Raw genomic sequence first — 23,598 nt, 5'->3', positions numbered from 1 at the left:
AGTCGACGAGGGCCGTCGCAGCCGGAAGGCTGCGGCGGCCCTCGTCGTTCGCGGCGGCGCGGCGAGTTCTTACGAATCGGTGAGCTGTCCGCGCGATCGGCCCGGACGGGGGAATCGCGTGCCACGCTGGACCCATGACCGACGTGTCCGAGGAGACCGAGACCCCGACCGCACGGCGAACGGGATGGGCGGCGGCGCTGGCCGGTGTCGTCGCGGGCGCGGCGGGCCTGGCGGCGGCGGAGCTGGTCGCGGCGATCATCGCCCCCGGCGCCAGCACGCTGTTCGCGGGCGGGGCGGCCGTCATCGACGCTGCGCCGCGGTGGCTCAAGGACTTCGCGGTCGAGACCTTCGGTACCGCGGACAAGGCGGTCCTGCTCACCACGATGGCGGTGGTGATCGCCGTCGGTGCGGCGCTCGCCGGCGTGCTCGAGTTGCGCCGCCCGCCGTGGGGCGCGGTCGTGATCGGCGTCGTCGGTGCGATCGGCGCGGTGCTCGCGGTGCTGCGCCCCGACGCGACGGTGCTCTGGGCGGTACCGAGCGGGGTGGGCGTCGCCGTGGCGGTTCTGCTGCTGCGCAGTGCGATCCGGCGCCTCGTCCCCGAGTCGGAGTCGGAGGACGGCGCTGCCACCATGGACCGGCGGGGCTTCCTCCTCGTCACCGGGGCGGCCGCGGGCGGCACCGTCGTGGCCCTCGTGGCGGCGCGCCTGCTCTCGGCGGGCTCCACGGCGGTGCGGGCGGCGCGCGAGACGCTGCGCCTGCCGGCCCCGCGCACCGTCGCACCACCGATCCCGTCGGGGGCCGATCAAGCGATCGACGGGATCACCCCCTACCTCACGCCCACAATGGATTTCTACCGGATCGATACGGCGCTGCGGGTGCCCCAGATCGATCCCGCCTCCTGGTCGCTGGAGGTGAGCGGCATGGTGGAGCGGCCGTTCACCCTCACCTGGGACGAGCTGCTGGCGCTGCCGCTGGAGGAGCACTACGTCACGCTCGCGTGCGTGAGCAACGAGGTGGGCGGCGATCTCATCGGCAACGCCCGATGGCTCGGCCATCGGATCAGCGCGCTGCTCGATCGCGCCGGGCCGCACCCCGACGCCGACATGGTGCTCTCCCGCAGCCACGACGGATTCACCGCGGGCACACCGCTGTCGGTGCTGCGCGATCCCGCCCGGCCCTGCCTGCTCGCGGTCGGGATGAACGGCGAACCGCTCCCCGTGATCCACGGTTTCCCCGCCCGCCTCGTGGTCCCCGGCCTCTACGGCTACGTCTCGGCCACGAAGTGGGTGACCTCGCTCAAGGTCACCACCTTCGCCGCCGACCAGGGGTACTGGACGCCGCGGGGATGGTCCGCGCGCGGCCCGATCAAGGTGCAGTCCCGCATCGACGTGCCGCGGCGGTCCGTCGCCGCGGGCGACGTGACGGTCGCCGGCGTCGCCTGGGCCCAGCACACCGGGATCGGCAAGGTCGAGGTCCGCGCCGACGCGGGGGAGTGGGTGCGCGCCGAGCTCGCCGACACCGTCGGCCCCGACACCTGGCGGCAGTGGCACGTGTCCCTACCGCTGGCCGGTGGCGATCACACCCTCGAGGTGCGGGCCACCGACGCCGCCGGGCGGGTGCAGACGGACGAGCCCGCGCCGCCCGCGCCCGACGGTGCCACGGGCTGGCACCGCGTCTCGGTCACGGCGCGCTGACGGTCGTCGTCGCGCACAGGTGCGACGGATCCTGCACCACCACGCGCACGCCGTAGCCGGTGTCGGCCGCGAGCTGGTTGAGCAGGTAGGCCGCCACCGTCGACATCCGCGTGACGTCGGTGAGGTCGAGCACGATGGTGCTGCCGGCCTGCGCGCGCCCGAGGCTCAGAGCCTCGTGCACGACCTCCTCGACGGCCACGAAGTCCACCTCGCCGCGCAGGCGGAGCACGGTCCGGCCGGTCGACGGGTCGGTGCTCACGCCGGCCAGTGCGCTCACCGGCGTCATCGTCCGGTTCAGGATGTGCAGGCCGAACTCCTTGCTCATGCGCTGCAGGACCGCGACGCCGCGACTGGAGTTGCCGGCCTCGTCGAGCGGCGGGCTGAAGACGCAGATCCCGTACTCGCCCGGCGTCGCCGCGACGATGCCGCCGCCGACGCCCGACTTCGCGGGGATCCCCACGGACACCATCCAGGCCCCCGACCGGTCGTACATGCCGCACCCCGTCATCACTGACAGCGTGTGCTGCGCGACGGCGGCGCTGACCACACGCTCGCCGGTGACGGGGTTGACGCCGCCGTGGGCGAGCGTGCCGCCCATCACCGCCACGTCGTGCGCGTCCACGAGCAGCGAGCACTGCCGGAAGTACGGGTCGAGGGCGTCGTCGACCGGGACCTGCAGCGAGCCGGTGGAGCGGGCGAGCGCCGCCAGGGCGAGATTGCGGAAGCCGGTCTGCGCCTCCGAGAGGTACACCGCCTCGTCGAGCTCCAGCTCGCGCCCCGCGAACCGTGAGAGCCCGTCCCGGATCGCGGCGAAGCGGGCGGCACCGTCGGCCCCGGGGATCAGAGAGGTCGAGACGATCGCGCCCGCGTTGATCAGCGGATTCTCCGGCCGGCCCGACGGGTCGAAGCTGATGCCGTTGAAGGCCTCGCCGCTCGGCTCGACGCCGATCCGCTCGCACACCGCCTCGACGCCCAGCGCCTCGAGCGCGAGCGCGTAGACGAAGGGCTTGCTCATCGACTGGATGGTGAACGGCGTGCGGTAGTCGCCCGCGCCGTAGGAATGCCCGTGCACCGAGACGGCGGCGACGCCGAAGGCCTCCGGGTCCGCCGTCGCGAGCTGCGGGATGTAATCGGCGACGGTGCCGGGGTGCTCCTCGCGGCACACGTCGTCGAGTACGCGGGCCATCGCCGCGTTGACGGGGTTGTCGGTGAACCCGGTGAGTCCGCCGGGCTGGCGCTGCGTGCTCGTCCCACTCATACCGCCAAGTTATCCGCTTCCCGGCCCGGGCGTCGGCCGCCGGAATCGGGCGCGACGGGGCGAGTATCGTGGCAGGCACCGTGACGTGACCAGGTGAGCAGCGCATACCAGCGGATATCGCCAGCCGGCATTGCCGCAGACAATTTTTCTTGGAGTACAGCTATGACGAACACGCTGCCCGACGGCCGGAGCATCGACGACGCGATCGCCGCCGGTACCCGCGCCTACGAGCTCGACCGCGCCCATGTCTTCCACTCGTGGTCGGCGCAGGCGCAGATCACCCCGATGACGATCCTCGCCTCCGAGGGCTCGTACGTCTGGGACGGCGAGGGGCGCAAGCTCCTCGACTTCAGCTCGCAGATGGTCAACACCAACATCGGCCACCAGCACCCGAAGGTCGTCGCCGCGATCGCCGAGCAGGCCGCGCGGATCTGCACCATCGCGCCGCAGCACGTCAACGAATCCCGCAGCGAGGCAGCGCGGCTCATCGCCGAGCGCACCCCGGGCGATCTCGACAAGGTCTTCTTCACCAACGGCGGCGCCGACGCCGTGGAGCACGCCATCCGCATGGCCCGCGTGCACACCGGCCGCCGCAAGGTGCTCAGCCGCTACCGCAGCTACCACGGCGGCACCGAGCTGGCGATCAACGTCACCGGCGACACCCGCCGCTTCGCGAGCGACTTCGGCGGCGAGTCCGTCGCCCACTTCGACGGTCCGTTCCTCTACCGCAGCTCCTTCTACGCCGAGACCGAGGAGCAGGAGAGCCAGCGCGCGCTCGAGCACCTGGAGCGCACCATCGTGCTCGAGGGCCCGAACACCATCGCCGCGATCATCCTCGAGTCGATCCCCGGCACCCCCGGCATCATGGTCCCGCCGCCCGGGTACATGGCCGGCGTCCGCGAGCTGTGCACGAAGTACGGGATCGTCATGATCGCCGACGAGGTCATGGCCGGCTTCGGCCGCACCGGCAAGTGGTTCGCCATCGAGCACGCCACCACCGCCGCGGGCCCCGTCGTGCCGGACCTGATGACCTTCGCCAAGGGCGTCAACAGCGGCTACGTGCCGCTCGGCGGCGTCGCCATCGGTGCCGAGATCGCCGCGACCTTCGCCGACAAGCCCTACCCGGGCGGCCTCACCTACTCGGGCCACCCGCTCGCCACCGCGTCCGCGGTCGCGACGATCAACGCCATGGCCGAGGAGGGCATGGTCGAGAACGCCGCGGCGATCGGGAACGAGATCATCCGGCCCACGCTCGGGGAGTTCAAGGCGAAGCACCCGTCGGTCGGCGACGTGCGCGGCGAGGGCGTCTTCTTCGCCATCGAGCTGGTGCGCGACAAGCAGACCCGCGAGCCGCTGGCACCGTACGGTGGCAGCAGCCCCGCGATGAACGAGACCGTCGCGGCGCTGAAGAAGGGCGGCCTGCTGCCCTTCGCCAACTACAACCGCATCCACGTCGTGCCGCCGTGCAACGTCTCCGCCGAGGAGGCCCGCGAGGGCCTGAGCATCATCGACGAGGCGCTGAACGTCGCGGACGCGCACACCGTCTGACCCCGTTCGACACCCAGGAGCCCGACATGCCCGCTCTCAAGCCCGTCCATCCGGCCGAACTGCAGGCCGGGCGCCCCGGCGTCTACGAGTTCGCGGTGCGCTCGGCGCGCCCCGTCGACTGGGTGTGGGGTGAGCTGACCTCGGACCGTCCCCTGCACTGGTGCAAGGGGATCCGCAAGATCGAGTGGACGAGCCCGCGGCCCTTCGCCGCGGGTTCCACCCGCCGGGTGCACCTCGGCCCCGGGATCAGCGCCGACGAGCTCTTCTACTCCTGGGAGGAGTCGGAGACGCTGTGCGAGAAGGCCTTCTACGTGCAGTCCGCCACCGCCCCCGGCCTGGCGCGGCTCGCGGAGAAGTACCGCGTCGAGGCGCACCCCGACGGCGGTTCGGTGTTCACGTGGACGCTGCTGATCGAGCCGATCGGCGGCGACCGCGTGATCGGGCTCAGCGGATTCCCGGTGGGCCTGATCGTCAAGTGGCTCCAGCGCGACACCGAGCGCTACCTCGGCTCGGCGTAGCCGCTAGATCCCGACCGGATCCAGCCCCGCCGGGAGGTCGTGATCGCCCGCGGCGCAGTCGCACGGCGCGGCGGGATCGGTCGCGGCGATGGTCTTCGTCAGCACGTCGGTCAGTCGCGGCAGGTTGCGGCGGAACTCGGCGAGCACGTCCTCGGTGCGCACGCCCTCGCCGGCCTCGATGCCCGCGTCCAGGTCGGTGACCAGCGCGATCGAGGCGTAGCAGAGCTTGAGTTCGCGGGCCAGCGTCGCCTCGGGCAGGCCGGTCATGTTCACCAGGTCCCAGCCCTGTGCCGCGTACCAGCGGCTCTCGGCGCGGGTGGAGAAGCGCGGTCCCTCGATGACGACCATCGTCGACGCCGTGCGGTCGGCGTGCGGCGCCGCCGCGGCCCGCAGCGACGGACAGTACGGATCGGCGAAGCTCACGTGCACACCGCCACCGTCGAAGTAGGTGGACGCGCGGGAGAACGTGCGGTCGACCAGCTGCTCCGGGATCGCGATGGTGCCCGGCCCTGCGGCGGGGGCCAGGCTCCCGACCGCGCACGGCGCGAGCACTTTGCGCACCCCGAGGCTGCGCAGCGCCCACAGGTTCGCCCGGTACGGCACGGTGTGCGGGGAGAACTCGTGGCCCGCGCCGTGCCGGGGGAGGAAGGCCACCTCGCGCCCGGCGACCTCGCCCACCGCGATCGGCGCGCTCGGCCGACCGTACGGGGTGTCGACGGTGCGCTGTTCGGCCCCGTCGGCCAGGAAGCGGTACAGGCCGGTCCCGCCGATGACGCCGATCATGCGCGGCCCCCGATCCGGGTGCGGACGACCTCGGCGACCTCGTCGGGCCGGCCGGTGTCGAAGTACTGCTCGGAACCGTCGCCGAGGGTGACGCACAGTCGCTGCTTGGTGCGCTTGAGCAGGCCGACGGTCTCCTCGACGATGCCGGCCCCGGCGATGTGCTTGAGCTGGACCGAGAACGGGGTGCCGTCCACCTTCGAGGCGATCCCCGCCGGCCGGAACCGCAGGTGCGTCTCGGTCAGTTCGAGGTGTCCGCGGACGGCGGCGGAGCGCCGTCCGATCTTGAGGAGACGGGTCGCCGGCCAACTGAGGTCACTCACGGTGCCACAATATGTCGGTCCGCGACGAGGTTCGCGGTAGCATCACTTATCCGTTTTCCTTAGGGTGGGGGTTCAACATGCCGTACTTCGGTGCGATCGTGATGCTGCTGTGGGTGGCGGCGCTCATCGACGTGATCGTCGCGGACGAGTTCCGGGTTCGCCACCTGCCCAAGGGCGGCTGGCTGATCATCGTCATCCTCATCCCGCTGGCCGGCTCCCTGATCTGGTTCCTGCTCGGGCGGCCCGTCGGTGCGCCTGCGAGCGGACCGTCGAGGACGACGGGGTTCCCCGAGTACGAGCGCCCGGGCCGGCACATCGCCCAGTACCCGGACGACGACGACGAGTTCCTGCGGCAGTGCCGTGAGCGCGCCGAGCAGCAGCGGCGCCGGGCGAAGGAGAGGGACGCCCGCAACCACGCCGAGAACCCCGAGGACAAAGACTGAACGCGAGGCCACCGCGCGGGTTGGCCGACATATACCGGACCTCCCTCGCGGTGCTGCGGCACAGCCCCTGGCCGACCGTCGGGATCGTGGCGATCTCCCTCACGATCATCGCGGCGCTGGGTGTGCTGGCCAGGATGCCGCTGGTCCACGAGGCGCGGTGGACGCCGGGCGCCGATCGTGACGTCCGGCAGGTGCTGGTGACCCTCGGCTTCTATCCCGCGGGCACCATGCTGGTGACGCTCGTGTGGATGATGGTCAGCGTCGGGGCCACGGCGATCGGGTCCGTGGCCGCGTACCGGTACCTCGCCGGGGAGCGGACCTCGCTGCGCTCCGCGTGGGCGCGGGCGCGCCCCCGCTTCGTCGCCGCGCTCGGCCTGGGTGCCCTCGACGTGGTCGTCGTCCTAGCGCCGATCCTCATCGCCGGCGCCGCGGCGATCGCGCTGGCGGTGCGCACCGGGCCCGAGACCGCGCGCGTGACCACGACGGTGCTGCTCGTGCTCGCCGCCGGGGCCGTCCTCGCCGTCCTGCCCGCGCTCGTGATCGCGGGGCCGATGCTGGTGATCGAGGGGCTGCGGCCCGTCGATGCGCTCTGGCGGGCGCTCAGCCTGCAGCGCCACGACTACTGGCGACTACTGGCGCGCGTGATCTGCACGTACGTCATCCTGGTGACCGCCGCCTCGATCGTGGGCCTGCCCTTCACCATCGCGTCGATGGCCACGCGCCCCGAGGGGGATCTCGCGATGCAGAGCCTGCCCAGCCTCGTGTTCGGCAACATCGGATGGGTGCTCGGACAGATCGTCATCATGCCCTTCCTCATCGTCACCAACGCCCAGTTCTACGCCGATCAGGTGGCGCGGAGCCGACTGGCGGAGCCCGCCGCCGGCTGATCGGGCGCGGTATCCGGCGGGATGCTCCGGCCGGGTACTGCCAACAGCGCACACACCACCACGAGGACCACCACGGGCGCCCCGCAGGTGAGCACACGCGCCCACGAGGGAATCTGCGCCACGGCGGCGTCCATCGCGGGAACGTAACCGATCGCGTACTCCTGACCGATTGCCTTGACGATCTCGTAGATGAGGATCGTGAGCCACATCGACGCCGCGACGAAGACAGCGACGGTCGCCGTGCCCCACCTGCGACGGTCCTCGCCGGAAGCGGAGAGGCTCCGGCAGAACAGCACGACGATGACGGGCACGAACCACACCCAGTGATGGCTCCACGCCAGCGGTGTGACCGCGCAGGCCCCGAGCCCGACCAGCGCCACCGCCAGGATCTCGTTGCCCGCGTTCCTCGCCTTCCGGGCGGTCCAGTAGACCAGCGCCGCGACGATTGCGGAGCAGACCGCCCACAGCACCGCTTCCAGCGGACCGTTCGGTAGGAGGTTTCTCACCGGCCATGGTGAGGGCGCTCCAGTGGTGCCGCAGCGCTTTGGTGACCTGCAGCCCGTCGGTGCCGAGGCGGTCGGCGATCTCAGCGGCGCCGCCGTAGTGTTGGGCGGCCCACACGGTGTCGTCGGTCCACGAACCCCACCCCGCTGCGGTGAGTCGGCCTTCCCAGAGCAGTCGGTGGCGGCGGGCGGTGGGGTGCTCGAAGACCTCGCCGCTCGCGACGGCCTGCGTGATCCGTTCGGCGGCGGTGAGCCGCCAGTTCGGGTCCAGGGCGTCGAGGGCGACCGCGACGGCACTCTGCCGGCCGCTGTTGCGGACGTAATGCCGGGCTTAGTTGAGGAACTGAGCGAGTTCCCCGTCGGGGTAGTCGAGGTTGCCTTGCTCGTGGACGTAGGCTTCGGCGAGCTCGAACAGCCGCCAGAACCGGTGCCGCAGCTGCGCCCCGGCCCGCAGGCCGGCGGTGCGGGCGGACTGCCACGAGATCCCCAGGCGCTCGCCGATCTCGCGCCAGCCCACCCCCGCTTCGGCGGCCCAGCCGGTCGCATCGAACCAGGACCGCCACCCCACCTCGGCTAGGCGCTTGCTCCAGTGCTGGTCTGCCTGCTCCCGCCAGGTCTCCCGGATCTTCGCGACCGCGTGCGCGTGCTCGGCGGTGCCGGGTGTGCGCCATACGTGTAGGTGCTCGGTACCGCGCTCAAGAGCACCTTTGCGGAATGTCTCGGAGATATCGCCGACCACCAACGGGACCGACGCGGGTAGGTCGTGCTCGGCGCGGTAGTCCTCCGCGAGCATCCCGTGCGCCAGAAACACATGCGTCGCGAGATGCCGGTATCAACCGTCGCACTCGGCGCACTGCAGCCGCTCACCATCGAACACAAGTCCCCGTCTGTCGCGGTCATCCTCCTCGTGGCGTGACGGTTGCGCCATCGTCGCGTCTCCTCTCCGAATAGGTCTCGAGCTGCATAAACGCTGGGGTGGTCCTGTGTTGTCGGCTCGGTGGAGCAGACGTACCTACCGGTGTCGGCACCCGCCGCGGCGCCGGGGTTCCGCGTACGCGCGTTTGGTTTCAGTTCAGTAACGATCGTACCCGCGGGTTGCAAACAGCTGAGGTTCCCTGTTTAGCTCCGTTACGCAAGTGACTGATGTGACAAATGTGATTACGTCTAGCGATGGGCGTAGAAGGTTGGGGGAATCGTGACCGACGGTTCTCGGAAGCAGCCGCGGCGCAATGAGCCCACGCGGCGTGGCAATCTCGAGCAGAAGCAGCGGGACCGCGACATTAAGTCGAACCTGCGCACCGCGGCCGCAGTCACCGTCGTCAGTGGCGTCGCGCTCGCCGGCGGCGTCGTCGCCGCGGCGCCGCCCGCACCGGACAAGGCTCCGTCGCCGGGTGCGATCCGCACCGGGTTGTTCGCCGACACCTCCCGCGCCCTGGAGACCCGCGAAGGCTATGTGATCCGTGCCTGGAAGTACGGCGAGGCGATGCGCTCGATCCTCCCGCTCGGGCGTGCCCTGAACACATATGAGGCGATAAACTCCATCGCCGGCGAAGGCATCATTGAGCTCAAGGACCCCAAGGTCAAGCCGAAGTACCCGGTCAAGAGCGCGTCGATCGTCGTCGGCTGGACGATCGCCTGCAGCGCGACCCCGCAATCCCTACAAATCGGTGGGACGCTGTCGAATGCGGTGAATGTCTCTGTCACCCCGTCGATTTCCGGCACCGTCGGCGGCACCGCGGGCGGCTCCGGCGGCTCCAACGGCGGTGAAGGCAACGGCTCGGTCAACGGCTCCATCACCCCCGGGATCTCGGGCACGCTCGGTGACACGGTCACCACGTCCGGCACGATCCAGGGCACCATCGCCCCGGGCACCAGCAAGGACTTCCCGATCGCGAAGAAGGCCCTCGCCGGTGAACGCGGGTACGTCGTGACCAAGGAAACCCGGATCAGCATGGACTCCTGCCTCGGCGGAGCGCAGATCCGCTCCTACGCCACCGCCACGATGTCCACCGACCTCGGCGACTCCTCAATCACCACCTACGGCAAGCCGCTTTTCATCGAACGAGACAATCCCGGCCCGGCGAACAACCCGCCCAAGACGCCGCCGAAGATCAAGGAAGACCCCAAGCCCGCACCGACGCCCGCGGTCGCCGGCACCGCCATGGCCGCGCCCAAGAAGGACACCCCGGTCAAGCCCGCGCCGGCACCGGACAAGCCCACGAGCAAGCCCGCTGCCGCAGCGCCGCCCGCGGCGGCGAAGCCGTCGCCAGCACCAGCATCGACACCGGCTAGGCCGGCCGCTGCGAGCAAGCCCGCCACACCCGCGCCTGCCCCGGCGAAGCCGTAGCGGTGTCGTGACACTCCGCTCTACCGCGAGCTCGTCGAGACCCGTTGCCATCAGTGCCGTCACGCTGGCGGCAGCGCTCGGTCTGACCTCGTGCACCCCGACACCAACACAAGATGCTGGCCCGTCCACATCAGCGTCGTCACCTCCGTCGACGACACAGACGGGAACGCTGCCGGGAACAGGTGCCGCGCGGTTCTTCACGCAGCAGATCGCGTGGAAACCGTGCCCAACCACCACCAGCACCAGCGCTGTTGGTGGGCGGCAGGTCGACTGCGGAAGCGTCGCCGCCCCCTTGGACTACGCCCAACCCGAAGGCCGACAAGTAGCCCTCTCACTGATCCGCGTCCGCGTCCCCGAATCCGCTCGGGCACAGCGGATCGGGACACTGCTGGTCAACCCCGGCGGCCCGGGAGCATCCGGCGTCGAGTTCGTCGGCGGCCAAGCAGAGCAACTCGCTGCTGGTATCGGTGACCGCTTCGACATAGTCGGGTTCGACCCCCGCGGCATCGGAGCCTCCACGCCGGCGATCCGATGCCTCACCGACTCCGAACGCGATGCGGTCCGCGCCGCCGACCTGCGCAACGACCACACAGAACAAGGAGTCGCTCGGCAGGAACAGCAAGCCCGCGACTTCGCCACCAAGTGCGCCGACCGCACCGGCGCCGACGTGCTCGCCCACGTTGGGACCGCTGACGTCGTCGACGACATGGACCTGCTGCGGAGAGTGCTCGGCGACGAGAAGCTCACGTACCTCGGGTACAGCTATGGCACCTTCCTCGGCGCCCGCTACGCCCAGAAGTACCCAGACAAGGTCCGGGCGATGGTCCTCGACGGTGCAGTCAACCCCGCCGAGAACACCGCGACCATGACCGTCAACCAGTACGCCGGGCTCCAGCAGGCGCTGGACACCTACGCCGCCGACTGCGCCACCCGCCGCGCCACTGACTGCCCCCTCGGCGCAGACCCAACACCGACCGCGACCACCGCCGTGTTCCAGAACATCGTTCACTCACTCATCGGCAACCCCGCGCCCGCCGGCACCAGGCAACTCACCTACGGCGACGCTATCGACGGCGCTACTCAAGCTCTCTACAGTCCGAGTCTCTGGCCCTACCTGACCATCGGCCTGCAGAATCTCCGCGACCGGCGCGATGGGCGCACCCTCCTCAAGCTCGCCGACGCGTTCAACAACCGCAAGGCTGACGGCACCTACACCAACGCCACCGATGCGCTCACCGCCATCACGTGCCTCGACACCGACCGCATCACCACCCAGCAGCAGGCCGCCGCTCTCGAACAGCAGGTACGCGCGGCCGCACCGTTCACCGACGACGGCCGCATCGGCACCGGAAGTCGCGGTGTCCGCGACTCATGCGCCTTCTGGCCCACCCCTCCGACCACCCTGCCGCAGCTGATCACACCCGCCCCCACACTGCCGCCCGTCGCAGTGGTGTCCACCACCGGTGACCCCGCCACCCCCTACGCCAACGGCGTAGCCCTCGCCCAACAGCTCGGCGCTCGCCTCGTCACCGTCGAAGGAACTCAGCACACCAGCAGCTTCAGCGGCAACAACACCTGCCTCGACGCGCCCCTGCGCACGTACCTCACAGCCTCGCAACCAGCAGCGATCACCAGGCTCGTCTGCCCCGCGACCTAGTGACCAAGCGGGACTCGCGCTACCGCGAGACACTTGACCTGCACAAACGCATCACATTGACTCATCTCTTGCCGATATCGGATTATGGCGTATATGTTCTAACGAACGATTACCCGTGCATTACTACTAGAAGGTGACCCGTGCAACGCATAACCACCCCCGACCGCAACGGATGGCGGCGCAGGGTCGCAACCAGCGCCCTTGCGATGCTCGCAGCAGCCACCCTCACAGCGAGTCCGCTCCTGGTTCCGAACCCGATTGCTGAGCAGGTCCTACCGCAAGCAGCGGCGGCCCCATGCCCAGACGGGTCAGGCAATACTTGCGGACCGCAGCCAACCCAAGGGCCGCAGCCTACGCAGGGCAACCAGGTACCTACGACAGCGCCCGGCGCCGCACAGACCACGGTTCCTGGTCAGGCACCCGATACGGGCCTGCAGTCCCCACCGCAGAACGGCAGTACTCCCACCGTTCAGGGCAACGTCCCAACGATGCCGACTGTCACGCCCACGCAATCAGGCTGCATTGTGAACTGTCCGACACAACAGCCTCCGACTGAACCTCAATCTCCAGACTCTGGTCGCGATTATGACGGTGTTCAGCCAACGACGCCTGAAAGTTCGCCCTCGTCGTCCGACAATGGCGCGGAGAATCGGACTTTCGCTGAGAAGTGCGCTGAGGGAGCGACAGAAATCGTTAGTATTATGGCAGCGAGCGGGGGAGGCAGAACAGTTACACTGGCTCGGGATCCCAAGTATGGGGGGTGCCCGTCATGTCACGAGGGTTCCATCCTGTCTATGTACAAGCCGCGCGATAATGGCTTCGGGTTGAACTGCACACCTGGCGCCCAGACGAAGAGTTTCGGCGTTGTGTGCATTAATAACTACGACTATTTCATCCATAAGATGAAATACGTTCGTTCCGATACAAAGCCTGGCGACCAGCCGAAGGTGTGCACCATCCCGAAGACGGGGGGTTCATGCACCTACAAGTCAGAAGAAGTTACAAGCGCCGCAACAACAGTTTCAACGGATCTCAAGTTCATTACGGTGGGCTATGTCCCGGAGTCCAATAAAGTCACTAAGGGGCTTGAGAATCGTGCGGAATTCCCTGCAAGCGCCACTGGAATGCGAGTTTGGGCCGTGCCGGAGTATGATGTTTACGACTATACGGTTGCCGTAACCAAGGATCGCGGAACAAGAGATCTGATTGGTACTATCAATGGCCAATATATGGTTCCCAACGGCGCCGTTCGTTGGTTCAGTGAACCTCTCTGACTGATCCCCTAAACTCAATTGGAGCGCGTAATGCAATCAAAGATACGTAGGAGTTTTGTTGGCGTCGCCGCGCTAGCGGCGATTATGTCCAGCGTAAGCTGCTCGAATGCGGGGCAGCAGGATGAAGCGCCCCCCTCGCTTCCTGGAAGCGCACTGATGGGGATGCTGAACGACGACGTACTCAGCTCGGCAAAAGCGTCCGCCACCGTAATCGACGTGCAATCCGCCATCGTCGGACTCACTCTCGCTCAGGTTCGCGAGAAGCTCGGAGTCGGCCTGCCTGAGTCTGGTCCCAACGGCGGCAGGTCGCCAGCGATATCCGCAGAAGAGCCACTCCTCTTCGAGATCCCTCGGTCGTCAACTTCGAAGGTTGAGCTCGATAAGGAATCGCCAGACACCCTCATCGTCACGGCTTTGGGGATCGCGGACGGAAACCGACTAGTTCTTGGCGTTTCCAGAAAGGCTGAGACAACGTCTGCGAAGGCTCGAGAGAATTACAGCACCAATCAGTGGAATCTAATGAAAGAGGCTAAAGTGGGGGCGACCTCGAAAATTGCCGGAAAGGGTTCCCTCTAGTGCGGAAATATCGTCAGAGAGTCTCGTTGTTTTGTGTGTTAGGTGTTGTCTTCGCAGCCGTAATCGGCTGCGGCGACTCTGCCACGAGCGGTGACCGCGACGCCGCTCCATCCACCGTCGCAGGAATTGCACAATCGGATAACTTGGGAAGCATTCCGGGACAGATTCTGACTGAGACTGATCTGTCGGCTGACGTGTTGAATCGAGCGCCGCGTGTCGGCACCTGTGTGGCGCTTTATGGCACGGGAAACTCTACCCGTGTAGTTGGCGAGGACTGTTCTGGGCAGACTGCGAACTACAAGGTTATTCAGGTAGTTTCCAAGCCGTCAAAGTGCGTCAGGGACGTCGACAAGCTCGCGTTCGACGGTGATCCTGGAACGAATCAAACATGGGCACTCTGTCTTGATGTAAACTGGCAGGACGGAAAATGCTTCGACCTCGCCGGAACCCATCCGCAGTCTGTTGCTTGCTCCGCGGCTAATGCTTTCAAGGCAACAAACGTGATCACGGGCTCTGCCAGTCAGAATCTATGTGTGGGAGAATCTACGGGCGGGTTTCCGCACGCGTCTCGAAACTTCGTCGTGTGCGTTCGAGGCGCCGCGAAGTGATCGCTGAGGCGCGGTTGATCTGGAACGCCTCGGCTGTTGTCGCGACAGAAGCTTCTGCTGGTGCCAGCCGCATGAGCTGAGTGGCCTTCGCCTCGGTTGTGAGCTTTTGGGGCGACCAATGCTGCGTGTACGCCTGCCTGGCGTCGCGTGGCCGTTACGTCACCACGACCCAGGGCTCGTCGCTTCAGCAGGCCCAGCAGTCGACGGCAGCGAGTTGGACCGTGATCAAGAACGCCGGGAATTGACCTGACGTAGCAGCTACACCGCTCGTACCGCAGCCTGACTCACCCACGTGACGAGCGGCACCGAGCCGTGCCCGGTCGGCACCGCGACCTGCACCTCCGCGATCCAGTCGCCGCTGGTCAGCCGGGCCCAGCGGAGGACCACGCCGTGCAGCTCCGGCTCCAGCTGCAGGCCGAACGACCGGAGCCAGAGAGGGGTCTGATTCCGCCACCGGCCGGCCTCGCCGGCGCCGGGGAAGGCGCGGGCAGCGGAGATCAGGCACGGCGTGGGCGGCACAGGCGTGCGCCAGATCCTCGCCGCGTAGTCGTCCACCCTTGAATCGTACAACTGTTCGAATAGCGGGTTGCGGGACTGACCGCGCCGCCCGGGCTGCGGCGCTGGGTGGAGTGGCAGGGTGCGCGGCATGACTGATGAAGTGCACCGCATCAATAACGCGATCAAGGCTGTCACTGCCCGGGCCGCCGCAGCGCAGCAGGCGGTCGACGCCGTGATAGCGCAGTACGCTGGCGACCCGCTTGGCCTGGCGGAGGCTCTGGGTACCGCCGAGATCGCCGCCGCGAACGCTCGGATCACAGCGGGCGTGGCCGAGCTGGAGTCTTTGGTCGGGCAGCTGGCCGACGCGCAGATCGCCGTCGTCGCGGCCGTGCGGGCCGCGGACAACCCGGACACGGCCAGATAAGCTGCACGTATGCAGTCTCACCGCAGTGCACTTACCATCGTCGCCGCCCTCGCGGCTGCGGCGCTGCTCGGTGCGTGCAGTACGGACGTGCAGGGCGAGGCTTCGCCCTCCCGCTCGGTGACGGAGAAGGCCGCGACCGTGACGGCCGCCCCGAACATCCCTGAGGCCGGACCAGTCGGGCAACTGCAGGACGTGACGGGGCAGGGCGTGATCCGCCGGTCCCCGCGGGATAACGCGCGGTGGGCGCCGTCACCCGAGCCTGGAGCGCTGGTCTCCACCGCAGACTACGGGTGCACTCTCGGGCCTGCGATTACGAAGGCAGGGCGGACAGGTTTTCTCATCGCTGAGCACTGCGTGAAGACCGGCCCCCAGTACGCGCGCGTGAACGCCGCAGCTGCGAATCCGCTGGCTCTCGGTCCCGCCGTCGAGGGGGACAAGCTGACCGATTCGGCCGTCATCTGGACTGAGACTGCTGCTGACGACGTGAAGGTCGCCGGGACGTGGCCGGTGCGTGGAGCGCTGACCCTGCCGCAGGTACAGGCGCTAGATGTCAGCTCCAAGGTCTGCATCAACGGGGCGATCTCCGGAGTCCGCTGCGGCGCTGTGGCGAGCTCGAGCGAGTCGACGATGTTCCTTATCCTGCCGACGCAGGAAGGGGATTCGGGCAGCGAGGTGTTCGTCGTCGACTCGCGCGGCGATGCTTGGATTGCGGGTGTTCTGGTTCGCGGAAACAGTGGCAAGGCCAGTGACGCGACGCCGATCTCGGCTGTCCTGGCCGGGCTCAACGCGACAGTGGTCACGGCCTCCTGAGCGCGTCGCGCCGCCCACCAGCTCTGCCGCCCTGCGGTGATTCACTTCGCCCATGAGCTACGTGCTGAACACCGAATTCCCAACGCAGGCGACCGTCGACGGCGTCCTCGCGGTCGCAACCACCGCTGAGGCCAAGGCAAAGGAGTTCGCCGCCGCGCGCAAGGCCATGGGCGATGCCGCGACGGGCAAGGCCGCTGACAAGGCTCAAGAGTCGATCGTCGCGCAGGAGCGCGCCGCTGAGGCTGCGGCGAACACCGCGCGCCTTGCGCACCGCGCATTGGCCGAGTGGCGGCTGGCCGGCGAGACCTACCGCAAGACGTCCCCGACGCTGGAGGATCGCAGGGCGGCGGAGGACGACCTGCGCACGAAGACCGCGACGATGAAGGCGACAGGCAAGGCACTCGCTGACGCCGAGAACGTCCTGGCCAGCGCGAAGTGGCAGCTCACGGCTGCGAGCGACGAGGGCCGGGCGCAGGCGGAGCAGAACGTCGCCACCGCCGAGGCTGCGCGCGATACTGCAAAAGTCGCGGATGACAAGGCCGCTGCTGAGTTCCGGGTGGCGAAGGCTCACTTGACCGACGTCAATGACAGGATGAAGGCGGCTGAGGAGGCGTACAGCGCGGAGGTGGCTCGCATTGGCGGCGAGGTCCCGGCCGACGTCGGCGGCAACGGCCTCGGCGTCGGCGCCGCACCTGGAGGCGGATCCGGACCGGGCACTGCGACGGCCGGCTCCCCGTCGAAGCCGGGCGGTCCATCGAAGTCAGCGGAGTCGAGTGCAGGCGTCGGCACCCCCGCACCCGGCGCTACGAAGCCCACCAGTACCTCCGCAGGTACCGCCAAGCCCGCGACCACCACGGCGCCTGCTGGCACTCCTGCGGCGAAGACGACCGAGACCAGCACCAGCGGAAAGGACTTCGACGGGATCCTCGCCGGTCTGCGCGCCCAGGGCCAGACCTCGCAGACCGGCCAGACCGGCCAGACCGGTCAGGGCGCCGGGCAGGCCGCCCCCGTCGCCGCCCCCGCCCAGACCACCGGCGCCGGCACCGGCAAGCCGGTCACCGCTGAGGCCGGCAAGGACGCCGGCCGCGTGCGGAAACCGTGGGCCGCGCGATCGGTCAACAAGATGTTGGAGAACCTGTCGGCGGTCCTCGACTACGGCGTTGAGCGGCGCGAGCTCGGCCGCAACGTCGCGGAGAAGATCAAGAAGTTGCCGCTGACCACCAAGAAGATGGACACGTACACGCCCGCCGAGATCCGCAAGGTTCTCGCGAAGGCGGACGGTCACCGCGTCGGCCAGGTCGCGTACCTTGCGCTGTCAGGGTTCCGGCGCGGCGAGATCGCAGGTCTCAAGTGGGAGAACGTCGACCTCGACGCGGGGATGCTCACGGTCGCGACCAGCCGTGCCGTCGTGAGCAAGACGATCGTCGCGGGGGCGGTGGAGGAGAACGCCCCGAAGACGGCGGCCGGACGCCGCACGCTCCCTCTGGACGATGGTCTCGTCGCGGTGCTCAAGGAGGCGAAGAAGCGCCAGGCGGTCGAGCGGCTCGCGTTGGGGGAGGCGTACAGCGCGGACGGGTACGGCGTCGCCGACGAGGCCGGCCGCGCCTACTTCCCGAATACGATCGGCCGGCTGTGGCACGAGATCACGGACGAAGCCGGGGTGCGGCAGATCCGGCTGCACGACGCGCGGCACTCGGCTGCCACTGCGATGCACCTGCGGGGCGTGCCCATGGCAGTGATCGCCTATTGGATCGGGCACTCCGACGCGAGCTTCACGCAGCGGACGTACGCGCACAGCCAGGATGACGAGCTGCGGAAGGCTGCGGCGAGTTTGGGAGCGGTTGTGACATCTTGTGACACTGAGGCTGAATCGAGCGCCTGAGTCTTGCTTGCGGATTCACATATCCGCTGGTAGATCGTGGAGCCGATGACGGGAATCGAACCCGCGCTACCTGCTTGGGAAGCAGGAGTTCTACCATTGAACTACATCGGCAGCCGCGGCACCGTCGAGAAGCGGTGTCGCGCGTACGGGCCAGACTAGCACGGGCACCGTCGGGCCAGCGGACCGGTCAGGACTTCACGGACGCGCGCGGGGCCACCCACAGTCGGTAGGCCAGCGCGAGCGCGCCCAGCCAGACGAAGCCCACCACCAGCGCGATGAGGGTGTCGTGCTCGAAGGCCATGAGCACCGTCACGAACAGCAGGAAGGCGATCGCAAGCTGCTGCCCGTACGGCCACAGCGGGACGGGGAAACGCAGCAGCGCGACTTCGTCGGCGGGCAGGCGGGTGCGCTGGCGGTACTGCGAGAGCAGGATCATCAGCCACACGAAGACCGTCGCGAAAGTCGCGATCGAGGCGATCACCACGAAGACGTTCTCGGGGATCAGATAGTTGAGCAGCACGCCCACGAGCAGCGCGACCGTCATGATGACCACCGTCATCCACGGCACGCCGTTCGCGGTGGTGCGCCGCATGATCGCGGGCGCCTGGCCGCGCTGGGCCATGCCGAACATCATCCGGCCGGCGCCGTAGATGTCGCTGTTGATCGCCGAGATCGCGGCCGTGATCACCACGACGTTGAGCACGTGCGCGGCGGGCTCGACGCCGAGCGCGCGGAAGATCTGCACGAACGGGCTGGAGTCGCTGCTGATCTCGTTCCACGGGATCACCGCCATGATCACCGCGAGCGCCAGCACGTAGAACAGGCCGATCCGCACCGGCACCGTGTTGATCGCCTTGGGGATCGTCTTCTCCGGGTCCTCCGCCTCCGCGGCGGTGAGCCCGATGATCTCCGAGCCGCCGAAGGCGAAGACCACCAGCACGAAGCAGCCGAGGAAGCCGCCGATCCCGGTGGCGAAGAAGCCGTCGTGGGCCCACAGATTGCTCACGCCCTGGCTCGTGTCGTGCATGCCGAAGCCGAAGATCAGCACCGCGATGCCGCCCGCGATCATCGCGACGATGGCGGTGATCTTGACCATCGTCAGCCAGAACTCGACCTCGCCGAAGACGCGGACCCGCATCAGGTTCAGCGCGGCGATGAACAAGATCACCGCGAGCACCCAGATCCATTTGGGCACGTGCGGGAACCACATGCCCATGTAGACGGCGAACGCGGTGACGTCCGCGATGCACACGAAGACCATCTCGAAGACGTACATCCACCCCGTCATGAAGCCGGCCTGAGGGCCGAGGGCCGAGGAGGCGTAGTCGCCGAACGAACCCTGCGGCCGTCGCACGGCCATCTCGCCCAGCGCCCGCAGCACCAGGTAGATCACCACGCCGCCGATCACGTAGGCGAGCAGCACCGCCGGGCCGGCCGCCTGGATCGCGGCGGCCGAGCCGTAGAACAGACCGGTGCCGATCGCCGAGCCGAGCGCGATGAACCGGATGTGCCGCGCGGTCAGGCCACGGCGGAGGGGAGTGTCGGTCACGGAAGAGCAGTATCCCCGATCCGGGGTGCACGGTTGCGCACCACCGTCGTGCCTTTACGCTGAACCCGTGCTGCTCTCCGATCGCGACATCCGCGCCCACGTGGAATCCGGCCGCCTGGGAATCGATCCGTTCGACCCGCAGATGGTGCAGCCGTCCAGCGTCGACGTACGGCTCGACGGCCTGTTCCGGGTGTTCAACAACACCCGCTACACGCACATCGACCCCAAGCAGAGGCAGGACGAGCTGACCTCGCTGGTCGAGCCCACGGAGGGGGAGCCCTTCGTGCTGCATCCCGGCGAGTTCGTGCTCGGGTCCACGCTCGAGGTGTGCAGCCTGCCCGACGACCTGGCCGGACGCCTCGAGGGCAAGTCCTCCCTCGGCCGCCTGGGCCTGCTCACGCACTCGACGGCGGGCTTCATCGACCCGGGTTTCTCCGGCCACATCACGCTGGAGCTCTCCAACGTCGCGAACCTGCCGATCACGCTGTGGCCGGGCATGAAGATCGGCCAGCTGTGCCTGTTCCGCCTGACCAGCCCGGCGGAGAACCCCTACGGGAGCTCGTCGGTGGGGTCGAAGTACCAGGGCCAGCGCGGCCCGACGCCGTCGAAGGCGTACCTCAACTTCCAGAACTGAGCGTCGCGCCCTCCGCGACCACGAACGTCCGGTCATTCGTCCCCTTCCGGGGAGAGACGAAGGACCGGACGTTCTCGTGTCAGTCTGCGGAGTGGCGTCCCCGGCGCGGAGGCTCCGGTGCGGGCCGCTGCTGCTCCGGTGCGGGGCGGTCCGGCAGCTCCGGGGGGCGCGGCTGCGGACGCGGGGGAGCGGGGATCGGCTCCGACGGTAGCCGTCGACGCCCGGGCCGCGGGGCGGCCTGCGGTGCCGGCCCTGGGGCGTCAGGACGATCCGTCTCGGGACGGGCCTCGGGACGAGCAGCGGGTCGCGGGGCCGCGGGTCGCGGGGCCGCGGGGCGGCCCGTCACCGGGAACTGGCCGGTCGGCGGCGCGACGGGCGACTGGCCGGTGGGCGGTGCGACGGGTGACTGGCCGGTGGGCGGTGCGGCGGGCGCAGCGGCGCCCTCGCTCGACGTCGCCCGGGCGACCGGGCGGGCCGCCGTCCCGGGCGCCTGCTCGCGAGCCGTCGCTCGCGCTTCCCGGCCCGCGTCCTGCGACCGGGGCGCCTGCTCGGGGACGGGCGCGCTCGGCCGCTCCGCCGCTCCGGTGCGCTCGTGCTCGTCGTCCCGGGCCCGCGTCGCGGTCGCCACCGTTGAGCCCGCAGCCACCGTCGAACCCGCCGCGGCACCCTGCTCGGACGCGGCCGCCTTCGCGCCCCGCCGATTCCGCACGGGGATGTTCTCGGGATCGGCGTCGGGGTGCGTCTGCGCGTACCGCTGGGCGGCCTCCGCGCTCACCGCCACCCGCTTCGGCTTGGCGAGCAGCGTCGCGATGGCGGTGGTCAGTGGCACGGACAGGGCGAGGCCGATGCCGCCGACGAAGGCGCGCACCAGCTCGATCGCCACCGAGTCCGACGTGAGGACCTGCCCCAGCGGGCGACCCGCGATGGAGAAGAGCAGCAGCAGCGGCAGCGCCGTGCCGACGTATGCGAAGACCAGGGTGTAGACCGTCGACGCGATGTGGTCGCGGCCCACGCGCATGGCCGAGAGGAAGGTGCGGCGGCGCGAGGACTTCGGGGAGAGCTTCGCGAGCTCGAACGTCGCCGACGACTGCGTGATCGTCACGTCGTTGAGCACGCCGAGCGCGCCGATCACGAAGCCCGCCAGCAGCACACCCGACGTCGAGACGGTCGCGGCGTAGGCCTGCAGGTTCGTCGAGTCCTCGTTGCTCAGACCGGTGACCTGCGTGGTCATCGTCGCGAGCCAGGCCAGCACGCCGCACACCGCCAACGAACACAGTGTGCCCAGCAGTGCGGCCGACGTGCGCAGCGAGACGCCGTGCGCGAGGTAGAGCACCAGGTACAGGATCACCGCCGAGGCGACCAGGGCCACCCAGACGGCCGAGTGCCCGTCGAGGATGGACGGCAGCGCGAAGAAGATGATCACCACGCCCGAGAGCGCGAGGCCGAGCAGCGCCCGCAGGCCGCGCCACTGCGCCACCGCGATCACGACGGCCGCGAAGACCAGACCCCACACCCACAGGGAGACGCCGCGCGCGTAGTCGTAGAACGCGTAGTTCGACGGGGAGCCGGCCACGCCGCCGCCGTTCCAGCTCATCATGATCTTGGTGCCGGGCGCGAGGTCGGGCTGCCCGGTGCCGGGGGTCGCGGGCCGCGAGAGGTCGACGCCGCCGCGCGGGGCGTCCGGCGCGCTCTGCCCCGGCACCGCGGAGACGTTGGTGCGCTGGGTGCCGATGGAGAACATCGTCCACTTACCGGCGTCCGGCCCCGACGTGATGCGCACCGAACTGTTGAGGCAGCCACCGTCGGCGTTGAGCACCGGATGGGGTTCGGTGTCGCTGAGCTGGCCGTTCCCCGACGGGGAGAAGTCGCAGTCGCCGACGAGCTGCTCGGCGACCTCACCCTTGGCCAGGGTCGGCGTCGGTGGGCCCGACGGGACGCTCACCCGGATCTGCGAGGGCCACAGCAGGATCACGCCGGCCGCGACGAAGACACCGATCGCGACCAGCAGGCCGATCACCACGCGCGAGGCCCACTTGCCCAACGAGATGTTGCTCAGCGAATGACTGTGCACGTGGGCGGCGGCATCGGCGTGGTCGGCGTGCTCGTGGTCGGCTGTCACGCCGCCACCCTACTTCTGCTTGTACGAACTCAGGAAGTTGCCGAAGCGGTCGAGGGCCTCCGCGAGGTCGCGTGCCCAGGGAAGGGTCACTACGCGCAGATGATCGGGCGTGGGCCAGTTGAAGCCGGTGCCCTGGACCAGGAGGATCTTCTCCTGGTTGAGCAGGTCGAGGACCATCTGCTCGTCGTCGCGGATCTCGTGCACGTCGGGATCGAGCTTGGGGAAGGCGTAGAGCGCCCCCTTGGGCTTGACACAGCTGACCCCGTCGATGGCGTTGAGCTTCTCGAAGGCCACGTCGCGCTGCTCCAGCAGCCGGCCGCCGGGCAGGATCAGGTCGTTGATCGACTGGTAGCCGCCGAGCGCCACCTGGATCGCGTGCTGCGCGGGAACGTTGGGGCACAGGCGCGTCGACGCCAGCAGCGTCAGCCCCTCGATGAACCCGGAGGCGTGATCCTTGGGACCGGTGAGCACGGCCCAGCCGGCGCGGTAGCCGCACACCCGGTACGCCTTGGACAGTCCGTTGAAGGTCATCACCAGCAGGTCGGGCGCGAGCTCGGCGATGGAGATGTGCTGGGCGTCGTCGTAGAGGATCCGGTCGTAGATCTCGTCGGCCAGCACCAGCAGCGAGTGCTTGCGCGCCACCTCGACGATCTGCTGCAGCGTCTCGCGCGAGTAGACCGCGCCGGTGGGGTTGTTCGGGTTGATCACGACGATCGCCTTGGTGCGCGGTGTGATCTTCGCCTCGATGTCCTCGACGGACGGGTTCCAGCCGTTGTCCTCGTCGCACAGGTAGTGCACCGGGGTGCCGCCGGACAGGCTCGTCATGGCGGTCCACAGGGGGTAGTCGGGCGCGGGGATGAGCACCTCGTCGCCGTTGTCGAGCAGCGCCTGCAGCGTCATCGTGATCAGCTCGGAGACACCGTTGCCGAGGTAGACGTCGCCGATGTCGAAGTAGGGGAAGTCGGGGACCTCCTCGTAGCGGGTCACCACGGCCCGTCGCGCGGAGGCGATGCCCTGCGACTCGCTGTAGCCCTGCGAGGTGGGCAGCGCGTGGATCATGTCGCGGACGATGGAGTCCGGCGCCTCGAACCCGAACGTCGCCGGGTTGCCGATGTTCAGCTTGAGGATGCGGTGCCCCTGCGCCTCGAGCCGAGCCGCCTGTGCCACCACGGGTCCACGGATCTCGTACAGCACGTTCTGCAGCTTGGCGGACTGCTCGAGCGGCTTGAGTTCGGTGCGGATGTGGGGCACATGCGGTCGGCTCAT

At 68.8% G+C, this 23,598-nt stretch carries 23 protein-coding genes and 1 tRNA gene; 14 read left to right on the top strand and 10 right to left on the bottom strand.

Features of this window, described 5'->3' with window-relative positions; all coding sequences use genetic code 11:
* Positions 1 to 134 precede the first annotated feature (134 nt).
* Positions 135 to 1,694 carry a molybdopterin-dependent oxidoreductase gene (locus BLQ62_RS21555; protein ID WP_068564078.1) on the top strand — a complete coding sequence of 520 codons (1,560 nt, stop codon included), beginning with the start codon at positions 135 to 137 and terminating at the stop codon, positions 1,692 to 1,694.
* Here the strand turns inward: BLQ62_RS21555 and glsA are convergent.
* The gene (gene glsA, locus BLQ62_RS21550) at positions 1,681 to 2,952 is read right to left on the bottom strand and encodes a glutaminase A (protein WP_068564079.1); all 1,272 of its coding nucleotides are present in this window, start codon (positions 2,950 to 2,952) and stop codon (positions 1,681 to 1,683) included. The genes BLQ62_RS21555 and glsA overlap by 14 nt on opposite strands.
* 162 nt (positions 2,953 to 3,114) lie before the next feature.
* On the opposite strand from glsA, the gene BLQ62_RS21545 reads away from it, so the two are divergent.
* Positions 3,115 to 4,500, top strand: a complete 1,386-nt coding sequence (locus BLQ62_RS21545) for an aspartate aminotransferase family protein (protein ID WP_068564081.1) — start codon at positions 3,115 to 3,117, stop codon at positions 4,498 to 4,500.
* Between the two features lie 26 nt (positions 4,501 to 4,526).
* Positions 4,527 to 5,018: an SRPBCC family protein gene (locus tag BLQ62_RS21540; RefSeq protein WP_068564083.1), complete on the top strand. Its 492-nt coding sequence runs from the start codon at positions 4,527 to 4,529 to the stop codon at positions 5,016 to 5,018.
* 3 nt (positions 5,019 to 5,021) lie between these two features.
* Here the strand turns inward: BLQ62_RS21540 and BLQ62_RS21535 are convergent, their stop codons facing one another.
* Positions 5,022 to 5,801 carry an S-methyl-5'-thioadenosine phosphorylase gene (locus BLQ62_RS21535; protein WP_068564084.1) on the bottom strand — a complete coding sequence of 260 codons (780 nt, stop codon included), beginning with the start codon at positions 5,799 to 5,801 and terminating at the stop codon, positions 5,022 to 5,024.
* A complete protein-coding gene (locus BLQ62_RS21530) occupies positions 5,798 to 6,121 on the bottom strand; it encodes a hypothetical protein (RefSeq protein ID WP_068531068.1) in 324 nt (107 codons plus the stop codon). Before BLQ62_RS21530 ends, BLQ62_RS21535 begins: the two co-directional genes overlap by 4 nt.
* A gap of 77 nt (positions 6,122 to 6,198) precedes the next feature.
* On the opposite strand from BLQ62_RS21530, the gene BLQ62_RS21525 reads away from it, so the two are divergent.
* Both BLQ62_RS21525 and BLQ62_RS21520 read left to right on the top strand, forming a co-directional pair.
* Positions 6,199 to 6,564: a PLD nuclease N-terminal domain-containing protein gene (locus BLQ62_RS21525; protein ID WP_068531071.1), complete on the top strand. Its 366-nt coding sequence runs from the start codon at positions 6,199 to 6,201 to the stop codon at positions 6,562 to 6,564.
* 86 nt (positions 6,565 to 6,650) lie between these two features.
* Positions 6,651 to 7,451 carry a DUF7847 domain-containing protein gene (locus BLQ62_RS21520; protein WP_133298493.1) on the top strand — a complete coding sequence of 267 codons (801 nt, stop codon included), beginning with the start codon at positions 6,651 to 6,653 and terminating at the stop codon, positions 7,449 to 7,451.
* Here the strand turns inward: BLQ62_RS21520 and BLQ62_RS21515 are convergent.
* Both BLQ62_RS21515 and BLQ62_RS21510 read right to left on the bottom strand, forming a co-directional pair.
* On the bottom strand, positions 7,409 to 7,957 hold the full coding sequence (locus BLQ62_RS21515) for a hypothetical protein (RefSeq protein WP_139184278.1): 549 nt from the start codon (positions 7,955 to 7,957) through the stop codon (positions 7,409 to 7,411). The genes BLQ62_RS21520 and BLQ62_RS21515 overlap by 43 nt on opposite strands.
* A 328-nt stretch (positions 7,958 to 8,285) precedes the next feature.
* Complete coding sequence (locus tag BLQ62_RS21510; protein WP_139184277.1) at positions 8,286 to 8,747, bottom strand: hypothetical protein; 462 nt, start codon at positions 8,745 to 8,747, stop codon at positions 8,286 to 8,288.
* Between the two features lie 402 nt (positions 8,748 to 9,149).
* On the opposite strand from BLQ62_RS21510, the gene BLQ62_RS21505 reads away from it, so the two are divergent.
* The 5 genes from BLQ62_RS21505 (at position 9,150) to BLQ62_RS24510 (ending at position 14,416) form a co-directional block, all read left to right on the top strand.
* Entirely contained in the window at positions 9,150 to 10,301 is a 1,152-nt protein-coding gene (locus BLQ62_RS21505) for an MspA family porin (RefSeq protein ID WP_068564090.1), read from the top strand.
* Between the two features lie 7 nt (positions 10,302 to 10,308).
* On the top strand, positions 10,309 to 11,958 hold the full coding sequence (locus BLQ62_RS21500) for an alpha/beta hydrolase (RefSeq protein WP_115391311.1): 1,650 nt from the start codon (positions 10,309 to 10,311) through the stop codon (positions 11,956 to 11,958).
* 794 nt (positions 11,959 to 12,752) lie between these two features.
* Positions 12,753 to 13,232 carry a hypothetical protein gene (locus BLQ62_RS23580; RefSeq protein WP_139184276.1) on the top strand — a complete coding sequence of 160 codons (480 nt, stop codon included), beginning with the start codon at positions 12,753 to 12,755 and terminating at the stop codon, positions 13,230 to 13,232.
* 156 nt (positions 13,233 to 13,388) lie between these two features.
* On the top strand, positions 13,389 to 13,808 hold the full coding sequence (locus BLQ62_RS23575) for a hypothetical protein (protein ID WP_139184275.1): 420 nt from the start codon (positions 13,389 to 13,391) through the stop codon (positions 13,806 to 13,808).
* Positions 13,808 to 14,416: an LppU/SCO3897 family protein gene (locus tag BLQ62_RS24510; protein WP_425288338.1), complete on the top strand. Its 609-nt coding sequence runs from the start codon at positions 13,808 to 13,810 to the stop codon at positions 14,414 to 14,416. Before BLQ62_RS23575 ends, BLQ62_RS24510 begins: the two co-directional genes overlap by 1 nt.
* A 258-nt stretch (positions 14,417 to 14,674) precedes the next feature.
* On the opposite strand, the gene BLQ62_RS21495 is transcribed toward BLQ62_RS24510, so the two are convergent.
* The gene (locus tag BLQ62_RS21495) at positions 14,675 to 14,971 is read right to left on the bottom strand and encodes a hypothetical protein (protein WP_068564091.1); all 297 of its coding nucleotides are present in this window, start codon (positions 14,969 to 14,971) and stop codon (positions 14,675 to 14,677) included.
* A 91-nt stretch (positions 14,972 to 15,062) separates the two neighbouring features.
* Here BLQ62_RS21495 and BLQ62_RS21490 point away from each other — a divergent pair, with 91 nt between their 5' ends.
* From BLQ62_RS21490 to BLQ62_RS21480, 3 genes are read left to right on the top strand one after another with little or no spacing between them, the layout of a single operon-like run.
* A complete protein-coding gene (locus BLQ62_RS21490) occupies positions 15,063 to 15,338 on the top strand; it encodes a hypothetical protein (protein ID WP_139184274.1) in 276 nt (91 codons plus the stop codon).
* A gap of 9 nt (positions 15,339 to 15,347) precedes the next feature.
* Positions 15,348 to 16,148: a chymotrypsin family serine protease gene (locus tag BLQ62_RS21485; RefSeq protein WP_068564095.1), complete on the top strand. Its 801-nt coding sequence runs from the start codon at positions 15,348 to 15,350 to the stop codon at positions 16,146 to 16,148.
* Positions 16,149 to 16,200: 52 nt separating this feature from the next.
* Positions 16,201 to 18,030: a tyrosine-type recombinase/integrase gene (locus tag BLQ62_RS21480; RefSeq protein WP_068564097.1), complete on the top strand. Its 1,830-nt coding sequence runs from the start codon at positions 16,201 to 16,203 to the stop codon at positions 18,028 to 18,030.
* Positions 18,031 to 18,067: 37 nt separating this feature from the next.
* On the opposite strand, the gene BLQ62_RS21475 is transcribed toward BLQ62_RS21480, so the two are convergent.
* Together BLQ62_RS21475 and BLQ62_RS21470 are read right to left on the bottom strand one after the other, a co-directional pair.
* A tRNA-Gly gene (locus BLQ62_RS21475) sits at positions 18,068 to 18,141 on the bottom strand.
* A 76-nt stretch (positions 18,142 to 18,217) separates the two neighbouring features.
* Positions 18,218 to 19,579, bottom strand: coding sequence for an amino acid permease (locus BLQ62_RS21470; RefSeq protein WP_068564099.1), 1,362 nt, complete (start codon positions 19,577 to 19,579; stop codon positions 18,218 to 18,220).
* Between the two features lie 67 nt (positions 19,580 to 19,646).
* On the opposite strand from BLQ62_RS21470, the gene dcd reads away from it, so the two are divergent.
* A complete protein-coding gene (gene dcd / locus BLQ62_RS21465; RefSeq protein WP_068564100.1) occupies positions 19,647 to 20,213 on the top strand; it encodes a dCTP deaminase in 567 nt (188 codons plus the stop codon).
* 79 nt (positions 20,214 to 20,292) lie between these two features.
* Here dcd and BLQ62_RS21460 read toward each other — a convergent pair whose 3' ends face one another.
* The gene (locus BLQ62_RS21460; protein WP_082756191.1) at positions 20,293 to 22,332 is read right to left on the bottom strand and encodes a YibE/F family protein; all 2,040 of its coding nucleotides are present in this window, start codon (positions 22,330 to 22,332) and stop codon (positions 20,293 to 20,295) included.
* A 9-nt stretch (positions 22,333 to 22,341) separates the two neighbouring features.
* Complete coding sequence (locus BLQ62_RS21455) at positions 22,342 to 23,598, bottom strand: pyridoxal phosphate-dependent aminotransferase (protein WP_068564102.1); 1,257 nt, start codon at positions 23,596 to 23,598, stop codon at positions 22,342 to 22,344.

The organism is Tsukamurella pulmonis, assembly GCF_900103175.1.
In the GTDB taxonomy this organism is placed as follows: Bacteria; Actinomycetota; Actinomycetes; order Mycobacteriales; family Mycobacteriaceae; genus Tsukamurella; species Tsukamurella pulmonis.
This window is presented reverse-complemented; position numbering and strand designations above follow the sequence as displayed.